General features: G+C 69.4%; 16 protein-coding genes and 2 pseudogenes. 11 read left to right on the forward strand and 7 right to left on the reverse strand.

All coding sequences use genetic code 11. The features are described from left to right. Positions 1-522: 522 nt before the first annotated feature. Complete coding sequence (locus NGR01S_RS12015) at positions 523-1,875, forward strand: lipase family protein (protein ID WP_245664542.1); 1,353 nt, start codon at positions 523-525, stop codon at positions 1,873-1,875. A 47-nt stretch (positions 1,876-1,922) separates the two neighbouring features. Here the strand turns inward: NGR01S_RS12015 and NGR01S_RS12020 are convergent, their stop codons facing one another. From NGR01S_RS12020 to NGR01S_RS31515, 5 genes are all read right to left on the reverse strand, one after another. Further along, a complete protein-coding gene (locus NGR01S_RS12020) occupies positions 1,923-3,341 on the reverse strand; it encodes a lipase family protein (protein WP_063036242.1) in 1,419 nt (472 codons plus the stop codon). A gap of 244 nt (positions 3,342-3,585) precedes the next feature. Next, positions 3,586-4,065: a hypothetical protein gene (locus NGR01S_RS12025; RefSeq protein ID WP_063036243.1), complete on the reverse strand. Its 480-nt coding sequence runs from the start codon at positions 4,063-4,065 to the stop codon at positions 3,586-3,588. After that, on the reverse strand, positions 4,062-6,518 hold the full coding sequence (locus tag NGR01S_RS12030; RefSeq protein ID WP_063036352.1) for a molybdopterin oxidoreductase family protein: 2,457 nt from the start codon (positions 6,516-6,518) through the stop codon (positions 4,062-4,064). Before NGR01S_RS12030 ends, NGR01S_RS12025 begins: the two co-directional genes overlap by 4 nt. Before the next feature lie 103 nt (positions 6,519-6,621). Further along, positions 6,622-6,990, reverse strand: coding sequence for a hypothetical protein (locus tag NGR01S_RS12035; RefSeq protein ID WP_063036244.1), 369 nt, complete (start codon positions 6,988-6,990; stop codon positions 6,622-6,624). Positions 6,991-7,089: 99 nt separating this feature from the next. Next, entirely contained in the window at positions 7,090-7,245 is a 156-nt protein-coding gene (locus NGR01S_RS31515; protein ID WP_168165651.1) for a DUF6131 family protein, read from the reverse strand. A gap of 539 nt (positions 7,246-7,784) precedes the next feature. Between NGR01S_RS31515 and NGR01S_RS32470 the strand changes: the two are divergent. After that, positions 7,785-8,162 (forward strand): annotated as a pseudogene (locus tag NGR01S_RS32470) (cupin domain-containing protein); the annotation flags it as partial. Between the two features lie 462 nt (positions 8,163-8,624). Here the strand turns inward: NGR01S_RS32470 and NGR01S_RS12045 are convergent. Further along, positions 8,625-9,830 (reverse strand): acyl-CoA dehydrogenase family protein, encoded by a 1,206-nt coding sequence (locus NGR01S_RS12045; protein ID WP_063036246.1) that lies wholly within the window; start codon positions 9,828-9,830, stop codon positions 8,625-8,627. A gap of 158 nt (positions 9,831-9,988) precedes the next feature. Here NGR01S_RS12045 and NGR01S_RS12050 point away from each other — a divergent pair, with 158 nt between their 5' ends. Further along, entirely contained in the window at positions 9,989-10,888 is a 900-nt protein-coding gene (locus NGR01S_RS12050; RefSeq protein ID WP_063036247.1) for a TetR-type transcription factor C-terminal domain-containing protein, read from the forward strand. A gap of 174 nt (positions 10,889-11,062) precedes the next feature. On the opposite strand, the pseudogene NGR01S_RS31945 reads toward NGR01S_RS12050, so the two are convergent. Continuing rightward, positions 11,063-11,374: pseudogene (locus NGR01S_RS31945) on the reverse strand (MerR family transcriptional regulator); the annotation flags it as partial. A 409-nt stretch (positions 11,375-11,783) separates the two neighbouring features. Here NGR01S_RS31945 and NGR01S_RS12060 point away from each other — a divergent pair. From NGR01S_RS12060 to NGR01S_RS12090, 8 genes are read left to right on the forward strand one after another with little or no spacing between them, the layout of a single operon-like run. Then, positions 11,784-13,391: an ABC transporter substrate-binding protein gene (locus NGR01S_RS12060; RefSeq protein ID WP_063036248.1), complete on the forward strand. Its 1,608-nt coding sequence runs from the start codon at positions 11,784-11,786 to the stop codon at positions 13,389-13,391. A gap of 5 nt (positions 13,392-13,396) precedes the next feature. After that, positions 13,397-14,356 (forward strand): ABC transporter permease, encoded by a 960-nt coding sequence (locus tag NGR01S_RS12065; protein ID WP_063036354.1) that lies wholly within the window; start codon positions 13,397-13,399, stop codon positions 14,354-14,356. Positions 14,357-14,369: 13 nt separating this feature from the next. After that, positions 14,370-15,206: an ABC transporter permease gene (locus NGR01S_RS12070; RefSeq protein ID WP_063036353.1), complete on the forward strand. Its 837-nt coding sequence runs from the start codon at positions 14,370-14,372 to the stop codon at positions 15,204-15,206. After that, positions 15,203-15,415 carry a hypothetical protein gene (locus NGR01S_RS30920; RefSeq protein ID WP_157107219.1) on the forward strand — a complete coding sequence of 71 codons (213 nt, stop codon included), beginning with the start codon at positions 15,203-15,205 and terminating at the stop codon, positions 15,413-15,415. Before NGR01S_RS12070 ends, NGR01S_RS30920 begins: the two co-directional genes overlap by 4 nt. Further along, the gene (locus tag NGR01S_RS12075) at positions 15,412-17,040 is read left to right on the forward strand and encodes a dipeptide ABC transporter ATP-binding protein (protein ID WP_084480774.1); all 1,629 of its coding nucleotides are present in this window, start codon (positions 15,412-15,414) and stop codon (positions 17,038-17,040) included. Before NGR01S_RS30920 ends, NGR01S_RS12075 begins: the two co-directional genes overlap by 4 nt. Continuing rightward, complete coding sequence (locus NGR01S_RS12080; RefSeq protein WP_063036250.1) at positions 17,040-18,128, forward strand: LLM class flavin-dependent oxidoreductase; 1,089 nt, start codon at positions 17,040-17,042, stop codon at positions 18,126-18,128. The genes NGR01S_RS12075 and NGR01S_RS12080 overlap by 1 nt, the downstream gene beginning before the upstream one ends. Before the next feature lies 1 nt (position 18,129). Continuing rightward, on the forward strand, positions 18,130-19,494 hold the full coding sequence (locus NGR01S_RS12085; RefSeq protein WP_063036251.1) for an NtaA/DmoA family FMN-dependent monooxygenase: 1,365 nt from the start codon (positions 18,130-18,132) through the stop codon (positions 19,492-19,494). Beyond that, the gene (locus NGR01S_RS12090) at positions 19,491-20,615 is read left to right on the forward strand and encodes an LLM class flavin-dependent oxidoreductase (protein ID WP_063036252.1); all 1,125 of its coding nucleotides are present in this window, start codon (positions 19,491-19,493) and stop codon (positions 20,613-20,615) included. The genes NGR01S_RS12085 and NGR01S_RS12090 overlap by 4 nt, the downstream gene beginning before the upstream one ends. Positions 20,616-20,795 lie beyond the last annotated feature (180 nt).

A 20,795-nucleotide genomic window follows, 5' to 3' on the forward strand; every position in this document is an offset into this window, starting at 1 on the left:
TCGGCCGGCCACCCTGTGAGCTCGTACTTCCTCACCCTACGCCCGCCTTCCCCACGGTGTCGTGAAGAAAGAATTCCGCTACCGAGGAACCCTCGGTCGACAATGCGGATGCGCGCCGTCGGGGCCGGTGTGCTGTGCGGTGAGCGACACGGCGCTGAAATGACCTTGTGGTCGACCGGCCGGCCTCGGCGCATGGCGGCTTCGCCGGTCCGTAACCGGCAACGACCCACCTCCCGGAGCGAAGTTCCCGCGCCGGTCCGTGGCCTCCGGCACCCGGAGTGGCGGGAACCGCCGGCTCTTCGCCCTACCGCCGGCGGTCTCGGCGAGCCGGGCTTCCGGTCGGCGAACCTGTGGGTGAAAGCCGGGGTGTGGTCGCAGAGGAGAGCGATCGCTGTCTGGATGGTGGAACTCACAGCGCGATCGGCGATCGGCTGTGAGTGGCCCCCAATCCCCTCCACCGATGGCAAATTCGGCAGCGACTGTCGATACTGATGGAAATTGTTTGATTCGAGGGTGAGGGTAGTGAAGCCGCTTCTGGCAATCCTGGGAACTGTGCTCGTCGGTTGTGCGTGGTTGGGTGTATCCCCGACCCGCGCGTACGCGGATCCACCGGCCGACCCCGCGCAGCCGGAGGTCAACGATCCGTCACCGCTGCAGCAGTGGATCGACGGCACGATCCCGGCGCCGGCACAATTCGCGGGTGACGAGCCCGGATTGTCACTGTGGCGCGGGGTGTTGCCGTCGGCGACCGGCGATCCCATTTTCGATACCTGGCCCGCCGACCTCCCGAATTTCTCGCCCGGCCAGATCATCGAGCAACGGGACGTCACCGCGACGACCGCCGCGCGGATGGCACCGCCCATCTCGCGGGCGACGCTGCTGAAGTTCCGGTCCACCTCCGCCTCGGGCGGTCCCTCCTTCGGTACCGCGACATTGATCGTCCCGGCGGCCGCGTGGACCGGACCCGGGCCCCGGCCGGTGGAGGTGAACGCGATGCCGATCAATTCCCTCGGTTCGCACTGCACCCCCGGATTCCAGTTCTCGCACGACCTGCTGGATCGCCCGAACACCGATCTTCCGGTGTTCCTGCCGTCGGTCTGGCTGGCACTGAGCAAGGGACACGCGGTCCTCATGCCGGACCACGAGGGCCCGCTGATGGCGTACGCCGAACCCAATACCGCCGGGCATGTGATGCTCGACGCCATCCGCGCGGTTCGTACCTATGCGCCGGACGAATTCGCCGGCAGCCGTTACGTGTCCATCGGCTATTCCGGTGGCGCGATCGCCTCCTACGCGGCGGCCATGCTGCTCGACGAGTACGCGCCGGAGCTGCGCGACGTGCTGATCGGCGCGGCGGCGGGCGGTCTGGTCACCGACAATTCGAGCGTGGCCCACCAGTTCAACGGCAATATCTCTTCGGGGATCCTGTTGACGGTCGCGCTGGCCGTCGCGCGCGAACATCCGGAGATTCTGCAGTACATGAACAATCTCGGGCAGTGGGTGGCCACCTCGCCGCTGCGTGATATCTGTGGCGACGCCTCCGGCCCCCTCGGCGTGGTCGGCATTCCGATCGACGTCGCGGCGAATACCGCGAATGCGCTGGACAGTCCGTTCGCGGCGAAGATGTTCGAGCGGTTGGATCTGACGGGACGCACCTCCGCCGTGCCGCTGTTCATCTACCACGGCCTGCACGACCCGTGGATTCCGCTCGCCGACGCCGAGAACATGTATCGGCAGCAGTGCGGCCGCGGCGTATCCGCCATCTTCCGTGTCGTGGGCGGTGAGCACCTGCTCGGTTATGTCAGCGGCTATCCCGAACTCAGCGGCTGGATCGACGCGCGCTTGCGTGGCGAAGCCGCCCCGAGGGAATGTTGAGGTTCGCCGGCTTTCGGTCGGGTGGTTCGGGCTGTCCCGGCGCGCTGTCAGCATTCACTACGCGCCGGGATACCGCGTAGACGCTCGTCCAGCCAAATCATGGCATCGGGGTAGCCGAGGCCTACCGCGATGATGTGTTCGCCCGGCACATTGCGGTAGACCGCGGTGACACCGAGTGAGCACTGCTCCTGGTAGAGATTTCGTGCGCCCTCGGCCGGGATCCAGAACTCCTGTTCGCCGTTGTAGATGTAGAGCGGTGTCGCCGAGGCGCGCCCGGCCATCCGCGTCACCTCGTAGATATCGCGTGCCAGCGGCGAGCGCAGGGGGTCGGCGATATTCGCGGCGATATCGATCGGCAGCAGCAGCGCCCCGGGCAGCGCGAAAACGCTGATGCACTGGTCTTTCATCGGCGAGGTCGTCACCCACTGGGCGAGGTGGTTCATCCTGGCCAGGATCTCGGGCCGCTCGCGGGCGATACCGAAGACGGCCGCCATGAACACGCCCGAGGCCAGGTTTGCGTTCATACTGCGGGACAGGATCTCGAAGTCGGCGGGCACCCCGCCGAGTGCCGCACCGGCCAGTGCCGGTGCGAGTTCGGGCGCGTAACTCGCGATGAGTTTCGCCGCCCCGTGCGTGGCGATCGCGCCACCGGAGTAGCCGGTCATCGCGAACCTGCTCGCGCCGAACTCCGCCGCCCGCCAGCCGCGTACCGCGCGTACCGCATCCAGTACCGCGTGGCCCGCGACGTAGGGCTCGGCATAGGCCATCAGTGGGCCCTCGTGATCCGGAATGAGTACGGCGTAACCACGCAGTGCGGCCAGCTGGGTGGTGGGCGGTACGAAGTCGGTGACCGCGCTCTCGAACGAGAGACCGTGCGCCAGTGTGTAGCTCGGCGTGCACCGGCGGCCGAGCGCGTCGATCGGAAGGTTGTTGACCAGCACCGGCCGCGCCCCGGGCGCCGGTGAGCCGGTCGCCGGAATCACCAGCGTGGCCGTGGCGAAGGAGGGGCGACCGTGCGCGTCGGTGGTCCGGTACTTGAACAGCACCGCCTGCCGGATCGGCACGATGACCAGTGGCGCGGCCGCGGCGGTGATATCGCGGGCCTCGATCACCGCACCCGGGGGGAAGTCGGCGAGATCTGGCGGCCACAGATCGAATATCGGGTCGCCGACCGGCGCCGGCAGCACTGCCTGGCGCAGTGCTGCCAGCCCCGGCGCCAGGTCGTTCGTCTCCTCCAGGGGCGGCGCCGGTCGAGGTGCCGCCGCGATCGGCGGCGGCGGAATCACCTGGTCGATCCACTGCTGGATCCCGGGCAGGATCGTGCCGTGCACTTCCGCGGACAGCGGTGAGACGGGGAGTCCGGCGACCGGGAGAGCGGGCAGGGCGGGCGGCTGGGCGGCGGCCTGTCCGGTGAGCAACGGCGCGAGGACGAGCAACGCGAGAGTGACGGCACGCAAACGTCTCATGGCACACGCCCCTGGGTGCGATGTCGATACATCTGGCACCCGGGAGATGCGGTTTCCGTGCTCCGAAACATCCCCGGTCGTACCGGGGCCAGGGATTCAGATTACGTGATCTGCTCTCGATTACTGTGATACGTCACAAAATTGAGACGACCCGCTACTGATTCGAGACAGAGGCGCTGCGCATCATCCATCGAGTCGGCGCATCCGGGGTTCGGGACCGCGGACTCGGTCGCGGCGTCCGCGGTCAGGAGGCAAGCACCTGCGGGGCAAGTACTTTCAGCATGGAGTTGGCCCAGCGCATCTGGCGCAAGGTCTCGGGATGACAGCTCTCGGCGAGTTCGAGAAGGTCGATGTCTCTGGTCGTCTGTGCGCCCTGCGCGAGCAGCTCCCAGTCGAGTGAGACACCGGCGGCGACCCGATGCAGGTGGCGCAGGTCGACGAGCAGGAACAGCGCCGGTTCGCTGCGGCGTCCCAACAGGGTGCTGAGGCGTTCTTGGACGGGTGCGGTGCGTGGTTCGGTACGCGGATCGCTGTCGAGGTGGAGTCCGTAGTGGTGGCCGGCCCGGGCGAGTCGATGGACGTGCTCGGTGGACCAACCGGCGATATCGCGCGCCACGTAGTACACCTCGTGGTCGGCTCGGTGGCGGGCGGCCAGGGTGGTGAGGTCGAGGGCGAGTTTACGTTCGGAGCGGTGCAGCTCCCGGATCGCGAGGTCGAGTTTCACGGCTGTTCTCCCGCGGTCTCGAGGGTTTCGGTGGCGAAAGCCGTCCGGCCGCCGATGGTTTCCGCCACGTCGCCGCCGACGGGGTGTGAAGCCGTGGTGGTGGGTGCCGGCGCGGGGCCGTGGGTACCGATGGCGAGCACGGTGATCCGGGCGGCCGCGGTCTTGAAGATCGGCTGTTTGGAGGCCGGGTCCCAATCGGTGACGGTGAGTTCGTTGGCGGCGCGATCGTGTTCGGTACTCGCTCCGGTGGTGGCGTCCCAGTAGCCGTAATGGAAAGGTACGAACAGCACCCCGGGCCGGATTCCGCAGATACGGGCCTTGGCGCGCAGGGTGCCGCGCGCGGTGCCGATCGCCAGCAGGTCTCCCTCGGTGACGCCGGCGGCGTGCGCGTCCTCGGGTGAGATCTCCACCCAGACCTGCGGCGCGGCCGTCTGGAGCTGGGGTGCTCGGGCGGTTTTGGTGCGGGTGTGGAAGTGGTAGAGGGTGCGTCCGGTAGTGAGGACGAAAGGATAGTTCGAGCTCGGTGGCTCGTGCGGGGTGAGATACCCGGCCGCCTTGATGATCGCTTTGCCGGAGGGGTTCATCGCCCGGTACTCGGTGGGTTCGACGGGCGCTCCGGTGACCAGGTCTTTTCCGTAGGCTTCGCAGTAGTCCGGTGCGGCCGCGAATTCGCCGCCGGTGTAGAGGCGTTCGGTTCCGTCGGGATGATCGCTGGTGCAGGGCCATTGGATTCCGCTGCCGCCGCGGAGCTTGTCGTAGCCGATGCCGGTGTAATCGCACGGGCGTCCGGCACTGCACTTCTTCCACGCCTCGAACGCGGACTCCGGATCGTGCCACGGGGGGAGCGGTTCGCCGTCACGGTCGCGGAAATCCATGCGGCGCGCGTAATCGAGGAAGATGTCGAGATCGGCTCGCGCCTCGCCCGGGGGATCGGTCGCCTTGTCGGACAGATGCACGGTGCGGTCGGCATTGGTGAAGGTTCCGGTCTTCTCACCCCAGGTCGCTGCCGGCAGTACGACATCGGCGAGCGCGGTGGTCTCGGTATGGAAGATGTCCTGGACTACGACGAAAAGGCGCTCTTGGGCGAGGATCGAGCGAATGCGGCCGAGTTCGGGCATGGATACCGCCGGGTTGGTGGCGCTGATCCACAGCATGCGCACCGATCCCTGTTCGGCATAGCGCAGCATCTGCATGGCGTGGGTGGGCGGCGCATAGTGCGGGATCCGGTCGATATCGATATTCCACAGCTGCGCCAGCTCGGCGATATGGGCGTCGTTGTTCCAGTTCCGGAACCCGGCGAGGTCGCCGTCGGCACCGCATTCGCGGGTGTTCTGGGCGGTGGGCTGACCGTTCATCTGCAGCACGCCGCATCCGGGTTCGCCCAGCATTCCGCGGATCAGGTGCAGGTTGTTGACCTGCACGGCCGCCGCGGTGGCCTGATGTGACTGGTAGAAGCCTTGCAGTACCGTCGACAGCAGTGCTTCGGCAGTGCCCAGCACCCGGGCGGCGCGCCGAATATCGTCGGCGGGTACCCCGCACAGCTCGGCGGCTTTCTCGGGTGGGTATTCGGCGACCCGGTCACGTAGTGCGTCGAAGCCCACGGTGTGCCGGTCGATGTACTCGTGATCGATCCAGTCGTTGCCGATGATCTCGTGCAGGAGCCCGTTCATCAACGCGACATTCGTGCCCGGCAGCGGCGCCAGCCGCACGGTGGCGTATTCGGCGACCTTGGTCGAGCGGGGATCGACGCAGACGATCGCCGGTGGATCGTCGCCGGCGAGGCGATCCAGTATCCGGGCCCACAGCATGGGCTGGGTTTCGGCCATATTGTGGCCGAAGAGCGCGATCACATCGGCGTGGTCGATATCGGCGTAGGAACCGGGCTGTCCGTCACAGGCGAACGATTCCTTCAACGCTTCGGCCGCTGTCGCGGTGCACAGCCGGGTGTTGCCGTCGACGTGGTTGGTGCCGATGGCACCGTGCGCGATCACCCCCAGGGTGTAGTACTCCTCGAGGAAAAGCTGACCGCTGGTGTAGAAACCGATGGCGCTCGGCCCCTGCTCGGCGAGTAGGTGTGTGCTGTGTTCGACGATGCGGTTCATCGCGGTGTCCCAATCGGTGGCGACCAGTTCACCGTTCTCCCGGATCAGCGGCCGGGTGAGCCGTTCCGGGGAGGAGTTGGCCTGCCAGCCGAACAGGTCCTTGGGGCCCAGCCGTCCCCGGTTGACCCGGTCCACGGCCCGGCCTCGCACCCCGACCATGCGGCCGTCCTTGACCGCGATATCGAGGGCGTCGCCGTTGGAGTGCAGGATCGAGGCCGTCTGCACCCATTTCTCGACGTCCGCGCCGGCGAGGCCTTCGCCCAAATGCATATCCACCCGCACCGGCCACTCTTGTCCTGCCCCGTACGGCGTGCGGGTTCCCCATGGTTCGGCGATTCGATCCTTGGCCACCATGCCCGGCGCTTACCCGCCGTCTCCGCCGGACAAACCGGCGGGCACCAGGACGGGACCGGCGACGATGTCGCGGTCACCGGCCGCCGTACCGGCCGCGTTCCTAGGTGGTTCCGCGCTGCTTCCGGTCCGGATCGATCTCGTCGGCGCGCTCGAACTGCTGATTCAGCTCTTCGCGAGAGGCGGCCGCCTCACCGCGATGTGCGGCTGCCTGTTGCTGGAGGCCGGTCGCCCGGGCTTGCTGGGCATCGGCTTCGGCCGCGGCCGCACGGGCCTTGGCGGCGGTCTCGTCGGCGAGTGCCTCGCGCTGTCCGACCCGGTGGGCGCGTTCGGCCGCCTCGCCGCGGATATGCTCCGCCTCGATCCGGCGGTGTTCTCTGCGCTTGTTGGTGGCCGCCCAGATCAGTGCGGCAACGATCAGGACTACGACAACCGCGATGACAACGATCGCGATAATTGTGCTGGTTGCCATTTCTGTTCCTCACCTCGCGTGTGACTCGTCCATGGCATAAATCGACAATGGCCGCCGGCCGACGACGGGACCGGTCGCACGGCACCGTTTCCGAGGGCGTCAGTAGTAGTGGCGTCGCCCGCCGACCGCGCGGCCCATCGACCCCAGTGCCAGGAGCACCAGCCCGATGATGAGCAGGATGATTCCGATGATCCACAGGATCTGGATATTGAACAGGAATCCGATGACCAGCAGAATGATTCCGAGAATGATCACGACAGGACCTGGATTCGGTATCGGGAGTTACAGGACCAGCGGCCACTGTGCACCCCGGTGGTCCATATCGAGTGCGCCGGTGTGCGCAGGGCCGCACCGTGGCGCGGCCCCGTGGGGCCGGGAGCCGCGGCGACTGTTTGCCGGCGGGGCGCGTGGGCCGGGGAAACGGCCATCCGGGAGCATGCTGCCGTGGGCCGGGCCCGACGGGCTGTCGACCGGCGCGAGGCGAGCGAGAAAGGGTCGGCTTCGCGACGGATGGCGGTGTTGGTGACACACGCAAGCGCCATGACTTCGCCGGTTACGGCGTCCGCGCTGTTCATATCGCTCACCACACCCACCACCAGCTGCAACGGGCTCGATGTTCCAGATCTTCAGTACACGCCCGGCCCCCGGCAAAGTCAATGTCGTCACCGGCGGGCTCGGCCGGGACGCGGTATCGGGGTCACGGCGGCGAATCGCCGGGTGGGCGCGGCGCCGGCGTCCGGCGATCCGCCGAGGGGCATGATCGATAGGGGGCCATCGGCGCTCGAGGAGGATCCATGCGGAGTCCATCGATCCACGTCGCCTCGCTGTGGCAGGGCGAGGAAATCTATCGCAGCGAACTCGGCACCCTGACCAGGCTCACCGCCGACAATTTCCCCATCCTGTCGGGACTCTCCATCAAACGCCTCACATTGGCCCCCGGCGCCTTCCGCGAACCACACTGGCATGCCAATGCCACCGAGCTCACCTACTGCACGGCCGGCCGGGCGCTGGTCTCGGTGCTGGACGACGCCAGCCGCTTCTCCTCGTTTCTGGTCTCGGCGGGGGAGATGTTCCATATCGACTCCGGTGCCCTGCACTACGGCGAGAACATCGGCGATACCGATGCCGAGTTCGTCCTGGCGTTCCGGCACGAGCGTGCCGAAGATTTCGGTGAGCGCCTATTCCCGCAAGGTCGTGGCGGCCGCTCGACCCTTAGCCGGGCTGTCACCGGACCGGCCGCACGACCTTCTCGGGGGTGCGGCCCGATGTCGCCCGCCTGCCACGCCGGCACCGGTGGGGTCGTTCCCGGGGCTGCCCGGACGGCTCTGCGTAGATCCGCCGGACAGCCGGTCGGCGCGTACGCACCGACCGTGGTACCGGTGGGCTCGCCGATGCGGACGGGTTGTTCGCCGGGTCACATCCGCCGGCCGGAATAGTCCCACCGGCCCACGGGTTGGAAACAGCTGTCGGCGTCCGGACAGCCCCGGGCCTCACCCCTTTTGTCGCTACGAGCGACCACTCGCCGAGAGGCGCTTGTGGGACGTCGGCATCCGAGTCACGGCGCCCGACGGCGTCCGGCTCGACGCCGCCAGGTGGTTCACCTGGCGGCGTTCTTCATCGATGGCCGGCCCGGGTCAGCGCGCCGCGGCGGCACGGTGGGCGGCACCGACCGCGCGTTTCGCGATGGCCCAGCGGTGGACCTCGGACGGCCCGTCGTAGATGCGGAACGGCCGGACTTCGCGCGAGAGCCGGGCCAGCGGCATGTCCGCGGAGACGCCCAGCCCGCCGCAGAGCTGGATGCTGCGGTCCACGACCCGGAAGATGGCCTCGGCGGCGAAGGTTTTGGCGATCGAGGTCGCGTTCCCGGCCTGCTCGCCGTTGTCCAACTCCCAGCAGGCCCGGACCAGCAGTGCCCGGGTGGCCGCGATATCGATCTCGTTATCGGCCACCATCTTCTGCGCGAGACCGAGATTGCCGATGACCGAGCCGAAGCCTTCGCGTTCGGCGACGTAGGCGACGGCGACATCGTGGGCCCGGCGGCAGGCGCCGAGCCAGCGCATCACATGGGTCATCCGGGCCGGCCCCAGTCGGACCTGCGCGTATTCGAAACCGCGGTCGACGGCACCGAGGACCGCGTCGTCGGGTACGAACAGGTCCTCGAAGAAGACCTCGCAATGCCCGCCGATCATGGCCCGGTCCAGGGTGTCGATATGCCGGCCGACGCGCAGGCCGGGAGTATCGGCGGGCGCGAGGAACATGGTGGCACCGCCGCGCCGGCCCGGCTCGCCGGAGGTGCGGGCCATGATGATGAAGAAACCGGCACCGTCGGCACCGGTGATGAAGTGTTTGTGGCCGTTGATCCGCCAGCCGCCGTCCACCTTCGCCGCCCGGGTGGCCAGCGCCGAGGGATCCGACCCGGCGCCGGGTGCGGGCTCGGTCATCGCGAAGGCGGAACGCAGGTCACCGCGGGCCAGCGGTTCCAGGTAGCGGGCTTTCTGCTCGGGGTCGGCGATATGCGCGAGCATATGCACATTGCCCTCGTCGGGCGCGGCGATATTCAGCGCGGTCGGGCCGAACAGCGAATACCCGGCCTCCTCGAAAACCGGCGCGCGATCGGACATGGACAGCCCGTGCCCGCCGTATTCCACCGGGGCGTGCGGAGCGAACACACCGGCCGCCCGCGCCCGCTCCTGCAGGGTCACCCGGATCTCGTCGCCGCCGGCCGCGGTGATATCGCCGCCGTGGGCGTCCTCGACCGGCAGGACCGACTCGCGGACGAAATCGCGGGTGCGTTCCACCAAGGCTGCTACGTCGGCGGAATAAGTGAGATCGATCGGCACAGCGGTCCTCCTGGCGTTCCGGCGGATCGCTGAGACAACCGAGCGATCGCTCCGAGTGAACACTCTCATCGGCGCGGGCGGATGTCAAAATGATGCGCTCAACTGCACACAACAGTGCACAGCAATGTTCGGGATGGTGTTCGGTTATCCTGAACACTATGCCCGACCCGATCACCGACGACCCGGTACCGCCGCATAAGGCGATCCGGGCGGCGCGCCGCCGGGGCGGGTTGTCGCTCCGCGAGGTCGCGCGGCGCATCGGGGTGAGCCCCGCGACAATGAGCGCGCTGGAGAACGGGCACACCGGCCTCTCGGTGGACCGCCTCACCGATCTGGCCACCGCCCTCGGCGTTCCCGCGCGGGATCTGCTCGGCGGCTCCGGTGCGGCGCGCCCGGCGGTGCCGGTTGCGCGCGAGACGGCCGCACCGGGGGAGTGGCGGGAGTTCGGTCCGCCCGGCTTCGATCCGGTACTCACCGCCGCGATCGCTCTGTTCGTGGAGATCGGCTATCACGGCACCACGGTGCGGGCGCTGGCGCGGCGCGCGGGGACCAGCGTGCCCGGCCTCTACCACCACTACCGCGACAAACAGGAAGTGCTGGTGCGCATCCTCGACCTCACCATGGACGATCTGCACCGGCGGGTCCGCGGCGCGCGCGCCGAGGGCCGCGACGGCGTGGAGCGGGTGCGGCTGATCGTGGAGGCGCTCGCGCTGTTCCACACCAATCGTCGGGAACTGGGTTTCATCGGCGCCAGCGAGATGCGCAGCCTGCTGCCCGCCGACCGTGCCCGGATCGCCGGCTCGCGCCGCGAACTCCAGCGGATCCTCGACGACGAGATCGCCGCGGCCGCCGCCGCGGGTGGTCTCACCACCCCGCACCCGCGGGCGGCGGGGCGGGCGGTCGCCACCATGTGCACCGGGATCGCCCAGTGGTATCGGGAGGGCGGCGGCGCCACCGCGGAGCAGATCGCGGCCGAGTACGGGGAATTGGTCCTCGATATGCTCGGCGCCGCGGCGCGGCCCGGCGGATCCACCGCGCCCCGCCCGCCGATACCGTGACCACGCGCTGCGCTTCGCCTCCGACCGCGTGGTACGCCACCGTCGTGCACGCCGGATCCGGCGGACGGGTGACCGGCCGGATCGCCTCGCGCCCGGCCGAAGCGTTTCCGCGAGGCTTCCGCGTGCGCCCCCGGCGCAGCGCGGCCGGCAGGCTGTCGCCGAGGACGGTGCCGATCACCGCGCCCTCCACCATGTTCTCGGCCGAGTCCAGTCCGGCGAGGGCCCCGATATCGGCGGCTGCCGGCCGCGCTCCGCGGCCACCTCGTCGATCCGGCGCGCGGCCCATTCTCGGTCGGCCGCGGAGACGGTTTCGCAGGGCGCGACCGGTAGGCCCGGCTGGGCGGTGAGTACGTCGTGCAGTGAGCTACCCGGTTCGTCGATCGCGGTGAGGACGTCGCGCACGGCGGCCACCGAGAGTCCGGCCACCTCGGTGAGTGCCCGGACGAGCGCGAGCCGCCGCACATGCGCCGAACCGTAGCGGGCTTGGTTGGGCTGGTCGGTTCGCCGGGCGGCAGGAGTCCTTCGCGCTGGTAGTACTGGACGATCGCGACGCCCGACTCCCGGCGCAGTTCGCCATCCGCATCCGCTGCCGCCTCTTCGCTCGCGTCGTCCCGGGGTCCGATCATGTCAGCCGTCGTCCCGGCCCGGTGGCCTGGTCGTGGCTCAGGTGGGTGGCAGCTCTGCCACTCGCGGGGCGGCCGCGCGAACCGCTGCCGCTGACCGGACATTTCCGAGGCGGCCGGGCAGGAAGGTTTGGATTCAGAGTGATCGAGACCGGCGACGGCACGCCGGTCGCTCCTTAACGTCTTGTCCAGCATCCGGGAGTCCGCCGCGGGCGGCACCGGCCCGACGATGCCGCGGCCGGTCCCCGGCGCGGTGCGATCCGGAGAACTCGATGAAACGACCCGTTGCCCTGTTCGGGGTAGCCGCCGCGACGTTCGCCCTCGCGGCGTGTGGAGGCGGGGTGACCCAGACCGGTGTCAGCGGTCCGCCGCAGCCCGGCGGAACCCTGCGGTACGGCCTCTCCCAAGCGCCGACCTGCTCCGATCCGGCGCAGGGCGGTACCAACCAGACGATCTACGTCAGCCGTCAGATCGCCGACTCGCTCACCGATCAGGACCCGAGGACCGGCGAGATCCGGCCGTGGCTGGCCGAGCGCTGGGAGGTGAGCCCGGACGCGCGCACCTTCACGTTCCATCTCCGCGACGGGGTGACCTTCAGCGACGGCACCGCGCTGACGGCGGAATCCGTCCGTGGCACGCTCGATTCCATCGTGCACGTCCTGGGTGGCGCCAAAGCACCACTGGCCGCCACCTACCTCGCCGGCTACACCGGTACCGATGTGGTGGACGCGCACACCGCGCGGGTGCGCTTCGGCACCCCGAATGCGCAGTTCCTGCAGGCGACCTCGACCCCGCAGCTGGGCATCCTCGCTGCCGCCACCACCGCGAAAGAGGCCGAACAGCGCTGCCTCGGCGATACCGTCGGCAGCGGTCCGTTCACCTACGCCGAGTACCGTCAGGGTGATTCGGTGACGCTCGAAAAGCGTGCCGGATACGGCTGGGGCTCGGCGGTATTCGCGCACCAGGGTGAGGCCTATCTCGACCGGATCGAATTCACGGTGGTTCCGGAATCCGGGGTTCGCACAGGCAGTCTGGTATCCGGTCAGCTGGACGCGACCAGCGACGCCCTGCCCCAGGACGTGCCGCAGATCGAAGCCGCGGGCGGACAGGTGGCCACCGCCGCCAACCCCGGGATCACCTTCGGTCTGCAACCGAATGTGACGAGGGGCCCGCTGCGCGACCGCGCGGTACGCACCGCGCTGCTGTCCGCGGTCGACCGGCAGGAACTCGTCGATACGGTGCTGGGCCCGCAGTTCCGGCCCGCGACCGGCCCCCTGGCCCATACGACGCCCGGCTACATCGATCTGAGCGGGGAGCTCGGCTTCGATATCGACGCGGCGAAGCGGGCGCTGGACGCGGCGGGCTGGGTCCCGGGCGGCGACGGTATCCGCGCCAAGAACGGGGAACGGTTGTCGTTCGGGGTGCTGTTCAGCGCGGCATTCGCCGGCAACCAGGCAATTCTGGAACTCCTTCAACAGCAACTGCGGGGGGCGGGTGTGGAGTTGCGGCTGGAACCGGCCGCGATCGCCGACTACACCGTGCGGCAGAACACCAAGGATTTCGACACGATCTACTACAACGTGACCCGCGCCGACGGCGATATCCTGCGCACCAATTTCGGTCTGGATGCCCGGAACCTGAACGACCGCGGCGCGATCCCGCAGCTCGACGCTGCGCTGTCCGGCCAGCTGGCCACCGTCGACAGGGCGCAGCGGGGCCGGCTGATCGAGCAGGCGCAGCGGCTGCTGCTCGACGAGGGGCTGTGGATCCCGACCATCGAACTCGCCCAGGCCATCGGGGTCGCGAACACGGTGCAGGGTTTGACCTTCGAGGCGTCGGCACGACTGCAGTTCTACGACACCTGGTTGAGCGGCCGATGACCACGCTGACCCGTTATGTGCTGCTGCGTGTACTCCAGGCGGCCGGCGTGCTGTGGGCGGCGTTCACTCTGTCCTTCGCGGTGCTGTACCTGCTTCCCGCCGATCCGGTGCAGCTCGCTGTGGACGCCAACCCCGGCACCCCGGTCGACGCCGCCGCGGTCGCCGAACTGCAGGCCCGGTACGGGCTGGACAAACCGGTGTGGGAGCAGTATTCCACCGCGCTGATCCACGCGGTGCGCGGTGACCTGGGGCATTCGCTGAGTACCGGGCAGACCGTCGTCGAGGCCATCGGGGAAGCACTGCCCTCCACCCTGGCGCTGGCCGGTACGACGCTGGTGCTCGCCGTGGTGTTCGGCGCCACCCTCGCGCTGGCCGCCGCCTATACCGAACGCACCCGGTTGCGCGATCTGCTGACCGCGCTGCCGCCGGTCGGGGCGGCCATGCCCACCTTCTGGGTCGGATTGATCCTGCTGCATCTGTTCTCGTTCCAGTTGCGTTTGGTGCCCGCGTTCGGCGGTACCGGGTTCAGCGGGACGATCCTGCCGGCGATCACCCTCGCCGTGCCAGTGGGCGCGGTGATCGCGCAGGTGCTCTACACCAACCTGATCGCCACCTGGAATCAGCCGTTCGTGGCGGTCGCCTTCGCCAAGGGCGCGTCCCGCGCCTGGGTGCAGCGGCGGCATGTACTGCGCGCGGCGGTCGGACCGGCACTCACCATCGCGGGAGTCTGGGTGGGCACGGTGCTCGCCGGGTCGGTGATCGTGGAAACGGTGTTCGCGCGCGCCGGTGTCGGTCGGCTGACCCAGACCGCGGTGCTGAACCAGGACATTCCGGTCGTGCAGGGCATCGTGGTGTTCGGCGCGGCGGTGTACGTGCTGGTGAACCTGCTGGTGGATCTGGTGTATCCGCTGGTGGACGCGCGGGTGGTGGACGGGTTCCGCGGGAAGGAGACGGTCCGTGTCTGAGGTTCGCGAACTCATCGCACCGCCGCGCGAGAAGGCCCGGACACCGCGCCGCGGGCGGACCACGGCCGGGGTGGTGTTCGCCGGGGCGGTGCTGGTCCTGGTACTCGGCTGGGCGACCGTGCCCGCCCTGTTCACCCGGGGCGACCCGCTGACCGGTGTACCGAGCGAGAAGTTCCGCGGCCCGAGTCCGCAGCACTGGTTCGGCACCGACAATCTGGGTCGTGACCTCTACACCCGAGTCGTGCACGCGGCCGCGCTGTCGCTGACCGCGACCGTGCTCGCCGTGGCGATCGGGCTGGTGGCCGGGTCGCTGCTCGGGGTGGTGTCGGGTGTGGTGGGCGGAACCTTGGACAGCTTCGTCATGCGTGGTGTGGATGTGCTGCTGTCGATTCCGGAACTGCTGGTCTCGCTGGCCCTGGTGACGGTGCTCGGTTTCGGCACCGGCAATGTCGCGCTCGCCGTCGGTGTCGCGCTCATCGCACGGTTCGCCCGGGTGATGCGCGCCGAGGTGCTGCGGGTACGGCAGGCGCCGTACGTGGAGGCCGCCCGCGCCTGCGGGGTGCGCTGGTACGGGGTGCTCTTCCGGCACGTCCTGCGCAATTCCTGCGCCCCGGTCGCCGCGCTGGCCGCCGTCGAGTTCGGTCTCGCCGTGCTGGCCGTGTCGTCGCTGAGCTTCCTCGGCTACGGTGCCGCGCCACCGACGCCGGAATGGGGATCGCTGATCTCGGAGGGACGCAATTATCTCGCCACCGCCTGGTGGCTGACCACGTTACCCGGCCTGGTCATCGTCGCGGTGGTGCTCGCCACCCAGCGCCTCGGCCGGGCCTTCGCCCAGGAGGGACTGCGGTGACACGTCCAGAAGTCGTCCGTGCCCGGACCGATCACCCCGCCGCCCGCATGTGGACCGGCCACGAAGCGGCACCCGCCGGACCGGAAGCCGGTGATCCGCTGGTGGCCGCGGCGCGCCGGATTCGCGGATTCCTGCGCGCCGGCCGGCGGTTCCAGGCCGGACTGGCCGAACAGCAGCCGCGACTCTTCCTGACCGGGTGGTCGCTGTGAGCGCGACCGGGGGCCCGCTGCTACAGGTCGAGGATCTGGTGGTCGAATACCGTACCGCCGCGGCGTCGACCACCGCGGTCGACGGAATATCCCTCACGATCTGCACCGGGGAGACGGTCGCGGTGGTCGGGGAGTCCGGGTCGGGTAAATCCAGCCTGGCCCACGCGGTGATCGGGCTGTTGAGCGGTGCCGGAGCGATCACCGCCGGTAGGGTGACCTTCGCCGGAGAGCGGCTCGACCGGCTACCGGCCCGCGGATGGCAGCGGATCCGCGGCGCCCGGATCGGTTTCGTACCGCAGGATCCCGCGGTTTCGCTGAACCCGGTGCTGCGCATCGGTGACCAGGTCGCCGAAACGTTGCGGATCCACGGCCGCGCGGACCGGCGTACCGCCCGGGCCGAGGCGATCCGGATCCTGACCGAGGCCGGAATCGATCGCCCGGCCCTGCGGGCCCGGCAGTTCCCGCAGGATCTGTCGGGCGGCCAGCGCCAGCGGATACTGATCGGGATCGCTTTGGCCTGCGGTCCGAGCCTGGTCATCGCCGACGAACCGACCAGCGCGCTCGATGTCACCGTACAGCGGCGGATCCTCGACCATCTGGCCGGCCGCACCGCCGAATCGGGTACCGCGGTCCTGCTGATCACCCACGACCTCGGTGTCGCCGCCGACCGCGCCGACCGGATCGTGGTGATGCGGCACGGCCGGATCGTGGAATCCGGCACGGCCGCCGAAGTGTTCACCGAGCCGCGACACGAGTACACCCGCCGGCTGCTGGCCGCCGCCTCGGGAACGGGCCGGCCGCGCCGTCCCGAACGTGCCTCCGCCGTCAGACCGCTGTTGTCGGCTCACGGCCTGCACAAATCCTTCCGGGCGGCGCGCGGCACCACGCTCGCGGCCGTCACCGATGTCTCGTTGACCGTCGGCCGCGGCGAAACCCTGGCGATCGTCGGTGAATCCGGCTCCGGCAAGTCCACAACCGCGCGGATCATCGCCCGGCTGGAGCGACCCGACCACGGCACCGTGGAATTCGACGGCACCGATATCGGCGGGTTGCGCGGGGCCCGGCTGCGCGAGTGGCGGCGGCGCGTTCAGATCGTGTATCAGAACCCGTACGCCTCGCTGAACCCGAAACTGACCGTCGGCGCCATCGTCGCCGAACCGCTGCGGGCCTTCGGGGTCGGTGACCGATCGACCCGCGGCGAGCGGGTCGCCGAACTGATCGACCAGGTCGCGCTGCCCGTCTCCGCCGCGCAACGCCGCCCGGCCGAACTGTCGGGTGGGCAGCGCCAGCGGGTGGCCATCGCCCGCGCCCTGGCCCTGCGCCCGGATCTGGTGATCCTCGACGAACCGGTGTCCGCGCTGGATGTCTCGGTGCAGGAACAGATCCTGGACCTGCTCGACACGCTGCAGACCGAACTGTCGCTGAGCTACCTGCTCGTATCCCACGACCTCGCGGTGGTCCGCGGGATGAGCGATCGGGTGGCGGTTATGCGGGAGGGCCGCATTGTGGAGACGGGCCCGACCGCGGAGATCTTCGAAACGCCGCGCCACGAGTTCACCCGGGAACTGCTGCTGGCGGTCCCGGGGGGCGCGCGCCGGCACCGGCCGAGAGAAAGGACCGCCTGATGACGCAGGTGTCGCCCCTGCTGTTCGCCGTCGAATTAGTGGGTACCGGAGTGCATCCCGCGTCCTGGCGGCGCCCGGACTCGCGGGCCGAGGACCTCTTCACCGCCGGGTACTGGGTCGACGCGGCGGCCGCCGTGGACCGGGCCGGCCTGGATCTGGTCTTCCTGCCGGATTCGTTCACCCTGCAATCGGACGGTGCGCGGGGACGCCTCGAGGCGGTCGGTATCGCCGCCCGGGTCGCGACGTCCACCACCCGGCTCGGCGTGATCCCGCAGGCCCCGGTCACCCATACCGAACCGTTCCATCTGTCCAAGGCCATCGCGAGCCTCGACTACGCGACCTCCGGCCGGGCGGGCTGGGAGGTGACGGTATCGCCGGGCGCCGAGCAGGCCCGCCTGTTCGGCCGTAAAGCCGAGCAGTCCGAGGATTCGCTGTGGCACGAAGCCGGCGAGGCGATCGAGGTGGTCACCCGGTTGTGGGACAGCTGGGAAGACGACGCGGAGATTCGGGACGGCGCCACAGGCCGGTTCATCGATCGCGACAAACTGCACTACATCGATTTCGCCGGAGACAACTTCTCGGTGAAGGGCCCGTCGATCACCCCGCGTCCGCCCCAGGGGCAGCCGCTGATCGCGGTGCGCGCCTCCGGTCCGCTCGCGACCCGGACGGCGGTGCGGTACGCCGATCTCATCCGGATCACCGCCCCGGATCCGGCCACGGCCGCGGAGACCCGGTCGGTCCTGCGCTCCGCGGTGGCTGCGTCCGGTCGCGATCCCGGGCAGGTGCGGGTGCTGCTCGATCTCGAGGTCCATCTCGCGCCGACGGCGGCACTGGCCGCGCGGGAGGTGGCCGAACTGGAGGAGTGGACCGCCACCGCCGGTCCGGACGGTCTGCGCCATGTGGGGACTACCGACACCTTGCAGGAGCTGGCCGAGCAGGTGCGGCGGGAATGCGCCGCGGACGGGATCGTGCTTCGACCACTGGCCCTCGTCCCGTTTCTGGACCGGCTCCCGGCGCCGCTGACCACCCTGCGCGGCAGGCTCGGCCTGCCGCGTCCGCACAACCGCTACGCGACCGAACGGGGCTGATATGCCGAGAACGCAGCCGGGTAAGCAGATCCATCTCGCCGCACATTTCCCGGGCGTCAACAACACCACCGTCTGGACCGATCCCGAATCCGGTAGCCAGATCGACTTCGCATCCTTCGTCCACCTGGCCCGGACGGCCGAACGTGGACTGTTCGATTTCTTCTTCCTCGCCGAAGGGCTGCGGCTGCGCGAGCACCGCGGCCGGATCCACGACCTGGACGTGGTCGGCCGTCCCGATACCTTCACGGTGCTCAATGCCCTCGCCGGGGTCACCGACCGGCTGGGCCTGGCGGGCACCATCAACACGACCTTCAACGAACCATTGGAGCTGGCGAAACAGTTCGCGACCCTCGATCATCTGTCCGGTGGGCGGGCCGCCTGGAACGCGGTCACCTCCTCCGACGCGTTCACCGGCGAGAACTTCCGTCGCGGCGGCTACCTCGAGCACGCTCAGCGGTACACGCGAGCCGCGGAAGTGGTCGAGGCGACCCGCACACTGTGGGACAGTTGGCCGGCCGACGCGCTGGTCGTCGACCGGGAGCAGGGTGTGTTCACGGCGCCGCTCCCCGAGTTCCGGTATCGCAGCAGCCAGTTCGATATCGAGGGTACGTTCGTCCTGCCGCGCAGCCCGCAGGGATATCCGGTGCAGTTGCAGGCCGGGGATTCCGAGGAGGGCCGGGAATTCGGTGCCGCCACCGCGGACGCGATCTTCAGCCGGCACGGCGAACTCGAAGTGGGACAGCAGTTCTACACCGATATGAAGGGTCGGCTCGCCAAGTACGGCCGCCACCGCGACGATCTGCTGATCTTGCCCGCGGCCACCTTCGTCCTCGGCGACAGCCGGGCCGACGCCGAGGAACGCGCACAGCACATCCGGCGCCGGCAGGTCGGCCCGCACACCGCCATCGCCTTCCTGGAACAGGTCTGGGGCCGCGACCTGTCCGCCTACGACCCCGACGGCCCACTGCCCGATATCGAACCGCTCGACGATGCGACCATCACCCGGGGCCGGGTGCGGCACGCCCGGGATCCGGGTGCGGTCGCCGCGCAGTGGCGGGCCCGGGCCGAGGCGGAGAACCTGACGATCCGCGAACTGATCATCGAGGTCACCGCGCGTCAGCAGTTCGTCGGATCACCGGCGGAGATCGCCGCCGAAATCGACCGCTACGTGCAGGAGGACGCCGCCGACGGATTCATCCTGGTGCCCCACCTCACCCCGGCCGGGCTGGACGAATTCGTCGACAAGGTGATCCCGGAACTGCAGGATCGCGGCACCTACCGCACCGAGTACACCGGCGCGACCCTGCGCGAGCATCTGGGTCTGCGCCATCCCCATCGAGCCGACGAGAAAGTGCGCGCCTCATGACGGTCCCCCTGTCCGTTCTGGACCTGTCGCCGATCAGCACCGGATCCACCGCCCAGCAGGCGATCCGCAACACCATCGACCTCGCCCGGCACGCCGAGTCATGGGGTTACCGGCGGTTCTGGGTGGCCGAACACCATTTCGTCGCGGTCGCCTCCTCGGCGCCGACCGAACTGATCGCGCTCATCGCCGGCGCCACCGAGACCATCCGCGTCGGTTCGGCCGCGGTCCAGGCCGGCTACCGCACCTCGGCCTCGGTTGTCGAATCGTTCGGCACCATCGACGCCCTGTACCCCGGCCGTCTCGATCTGGGCCTGGGGCGTTCGGCACACCGGATCGGGCAGCTCCGATCCGCGGCCGCGCCGACCGCGCAACGTCGGACCGAGGTCCGCGACGGGGTGGTGCTCCCGCCACCCTTCGCGCCCCACCGGATCCGCGATACCACCCGCCTGGCGGCCTCGCTGGAAGCGCTGCGGCTACCGGGCGCCGAACCGCTCGACTACACCCGGCAGGTCGAGGAGATCCGGGCGCTGCTCGCCGGCACCTATGCGACCGCCGACGGCATCGCCCTGCACGCCGTGCCGGGGGAGGGCGCCGGGGTCGAACTGTGGTTGTTCGGCAGTAGCGGCGGCGAGAGCGCCCGGCTGGCCGGTTCGCTGGGCCTGCCGTTCGTGGCCAACTACCACGTGTCCCCGGGGACCCTCCTGGAAACCGTCGAGGCCTACCGGACGGCGTTCCGTCCCTCACCGCGCTATCCGCGACCGTACCTGGTGGTTTCGGCGGATGTCGTGGTCGCCGCGCAGGAGCCGACCGCCCGGCATCTGGCCTCCACCTACGGCCACTGGGTGGCGAGTATCCGCAGTGGCGCGGGCGCCGCGGAATATCTCGACCCCGATACCGCGCCGCCGTTGACCGACGACCAGCAGCGGCTGGTCGACGACCGGGTGAACACCCAATTCGTCGGAACCCCCGCCTCGGTCGCCGCCCGCCTCACCGCCCTGCGCGATCTCACCGGCGCCGACGAACTCGTCGTCACCAGCGTCACCCACCGGCACGCGGACCGTCTCACCTCACACCGCCTCCTGGCCGAGGAGTGGGGCCTGGCCCGTGCCCGCGCCGCCTAGCTACGCCCGTGGAGCTCAGAAGGCCCCGCCCGCCCGAGGCGGGTGGGGACGCACCGGTGTTCCACCGGGCCTCCTCGGACACGAGAAAGCCCACGATATCGGCGATATCGCCGGGCTCGCTCGGATATGGACAGTCGACATACTCGACTAACTATCCTGCCTCGTCAACTGTTGATCATC

It is taken from the genome of Nocardia grenadensis NBRC 108939 (assembly GCF_001613445.1).
Classification (GTDB): domain Bacteria; phylum Actinomycetota; class Actinomycetes; order Mycobacteriales; family Mycobacteriaceae; genus Nocardia; species Nocardia grenadensis.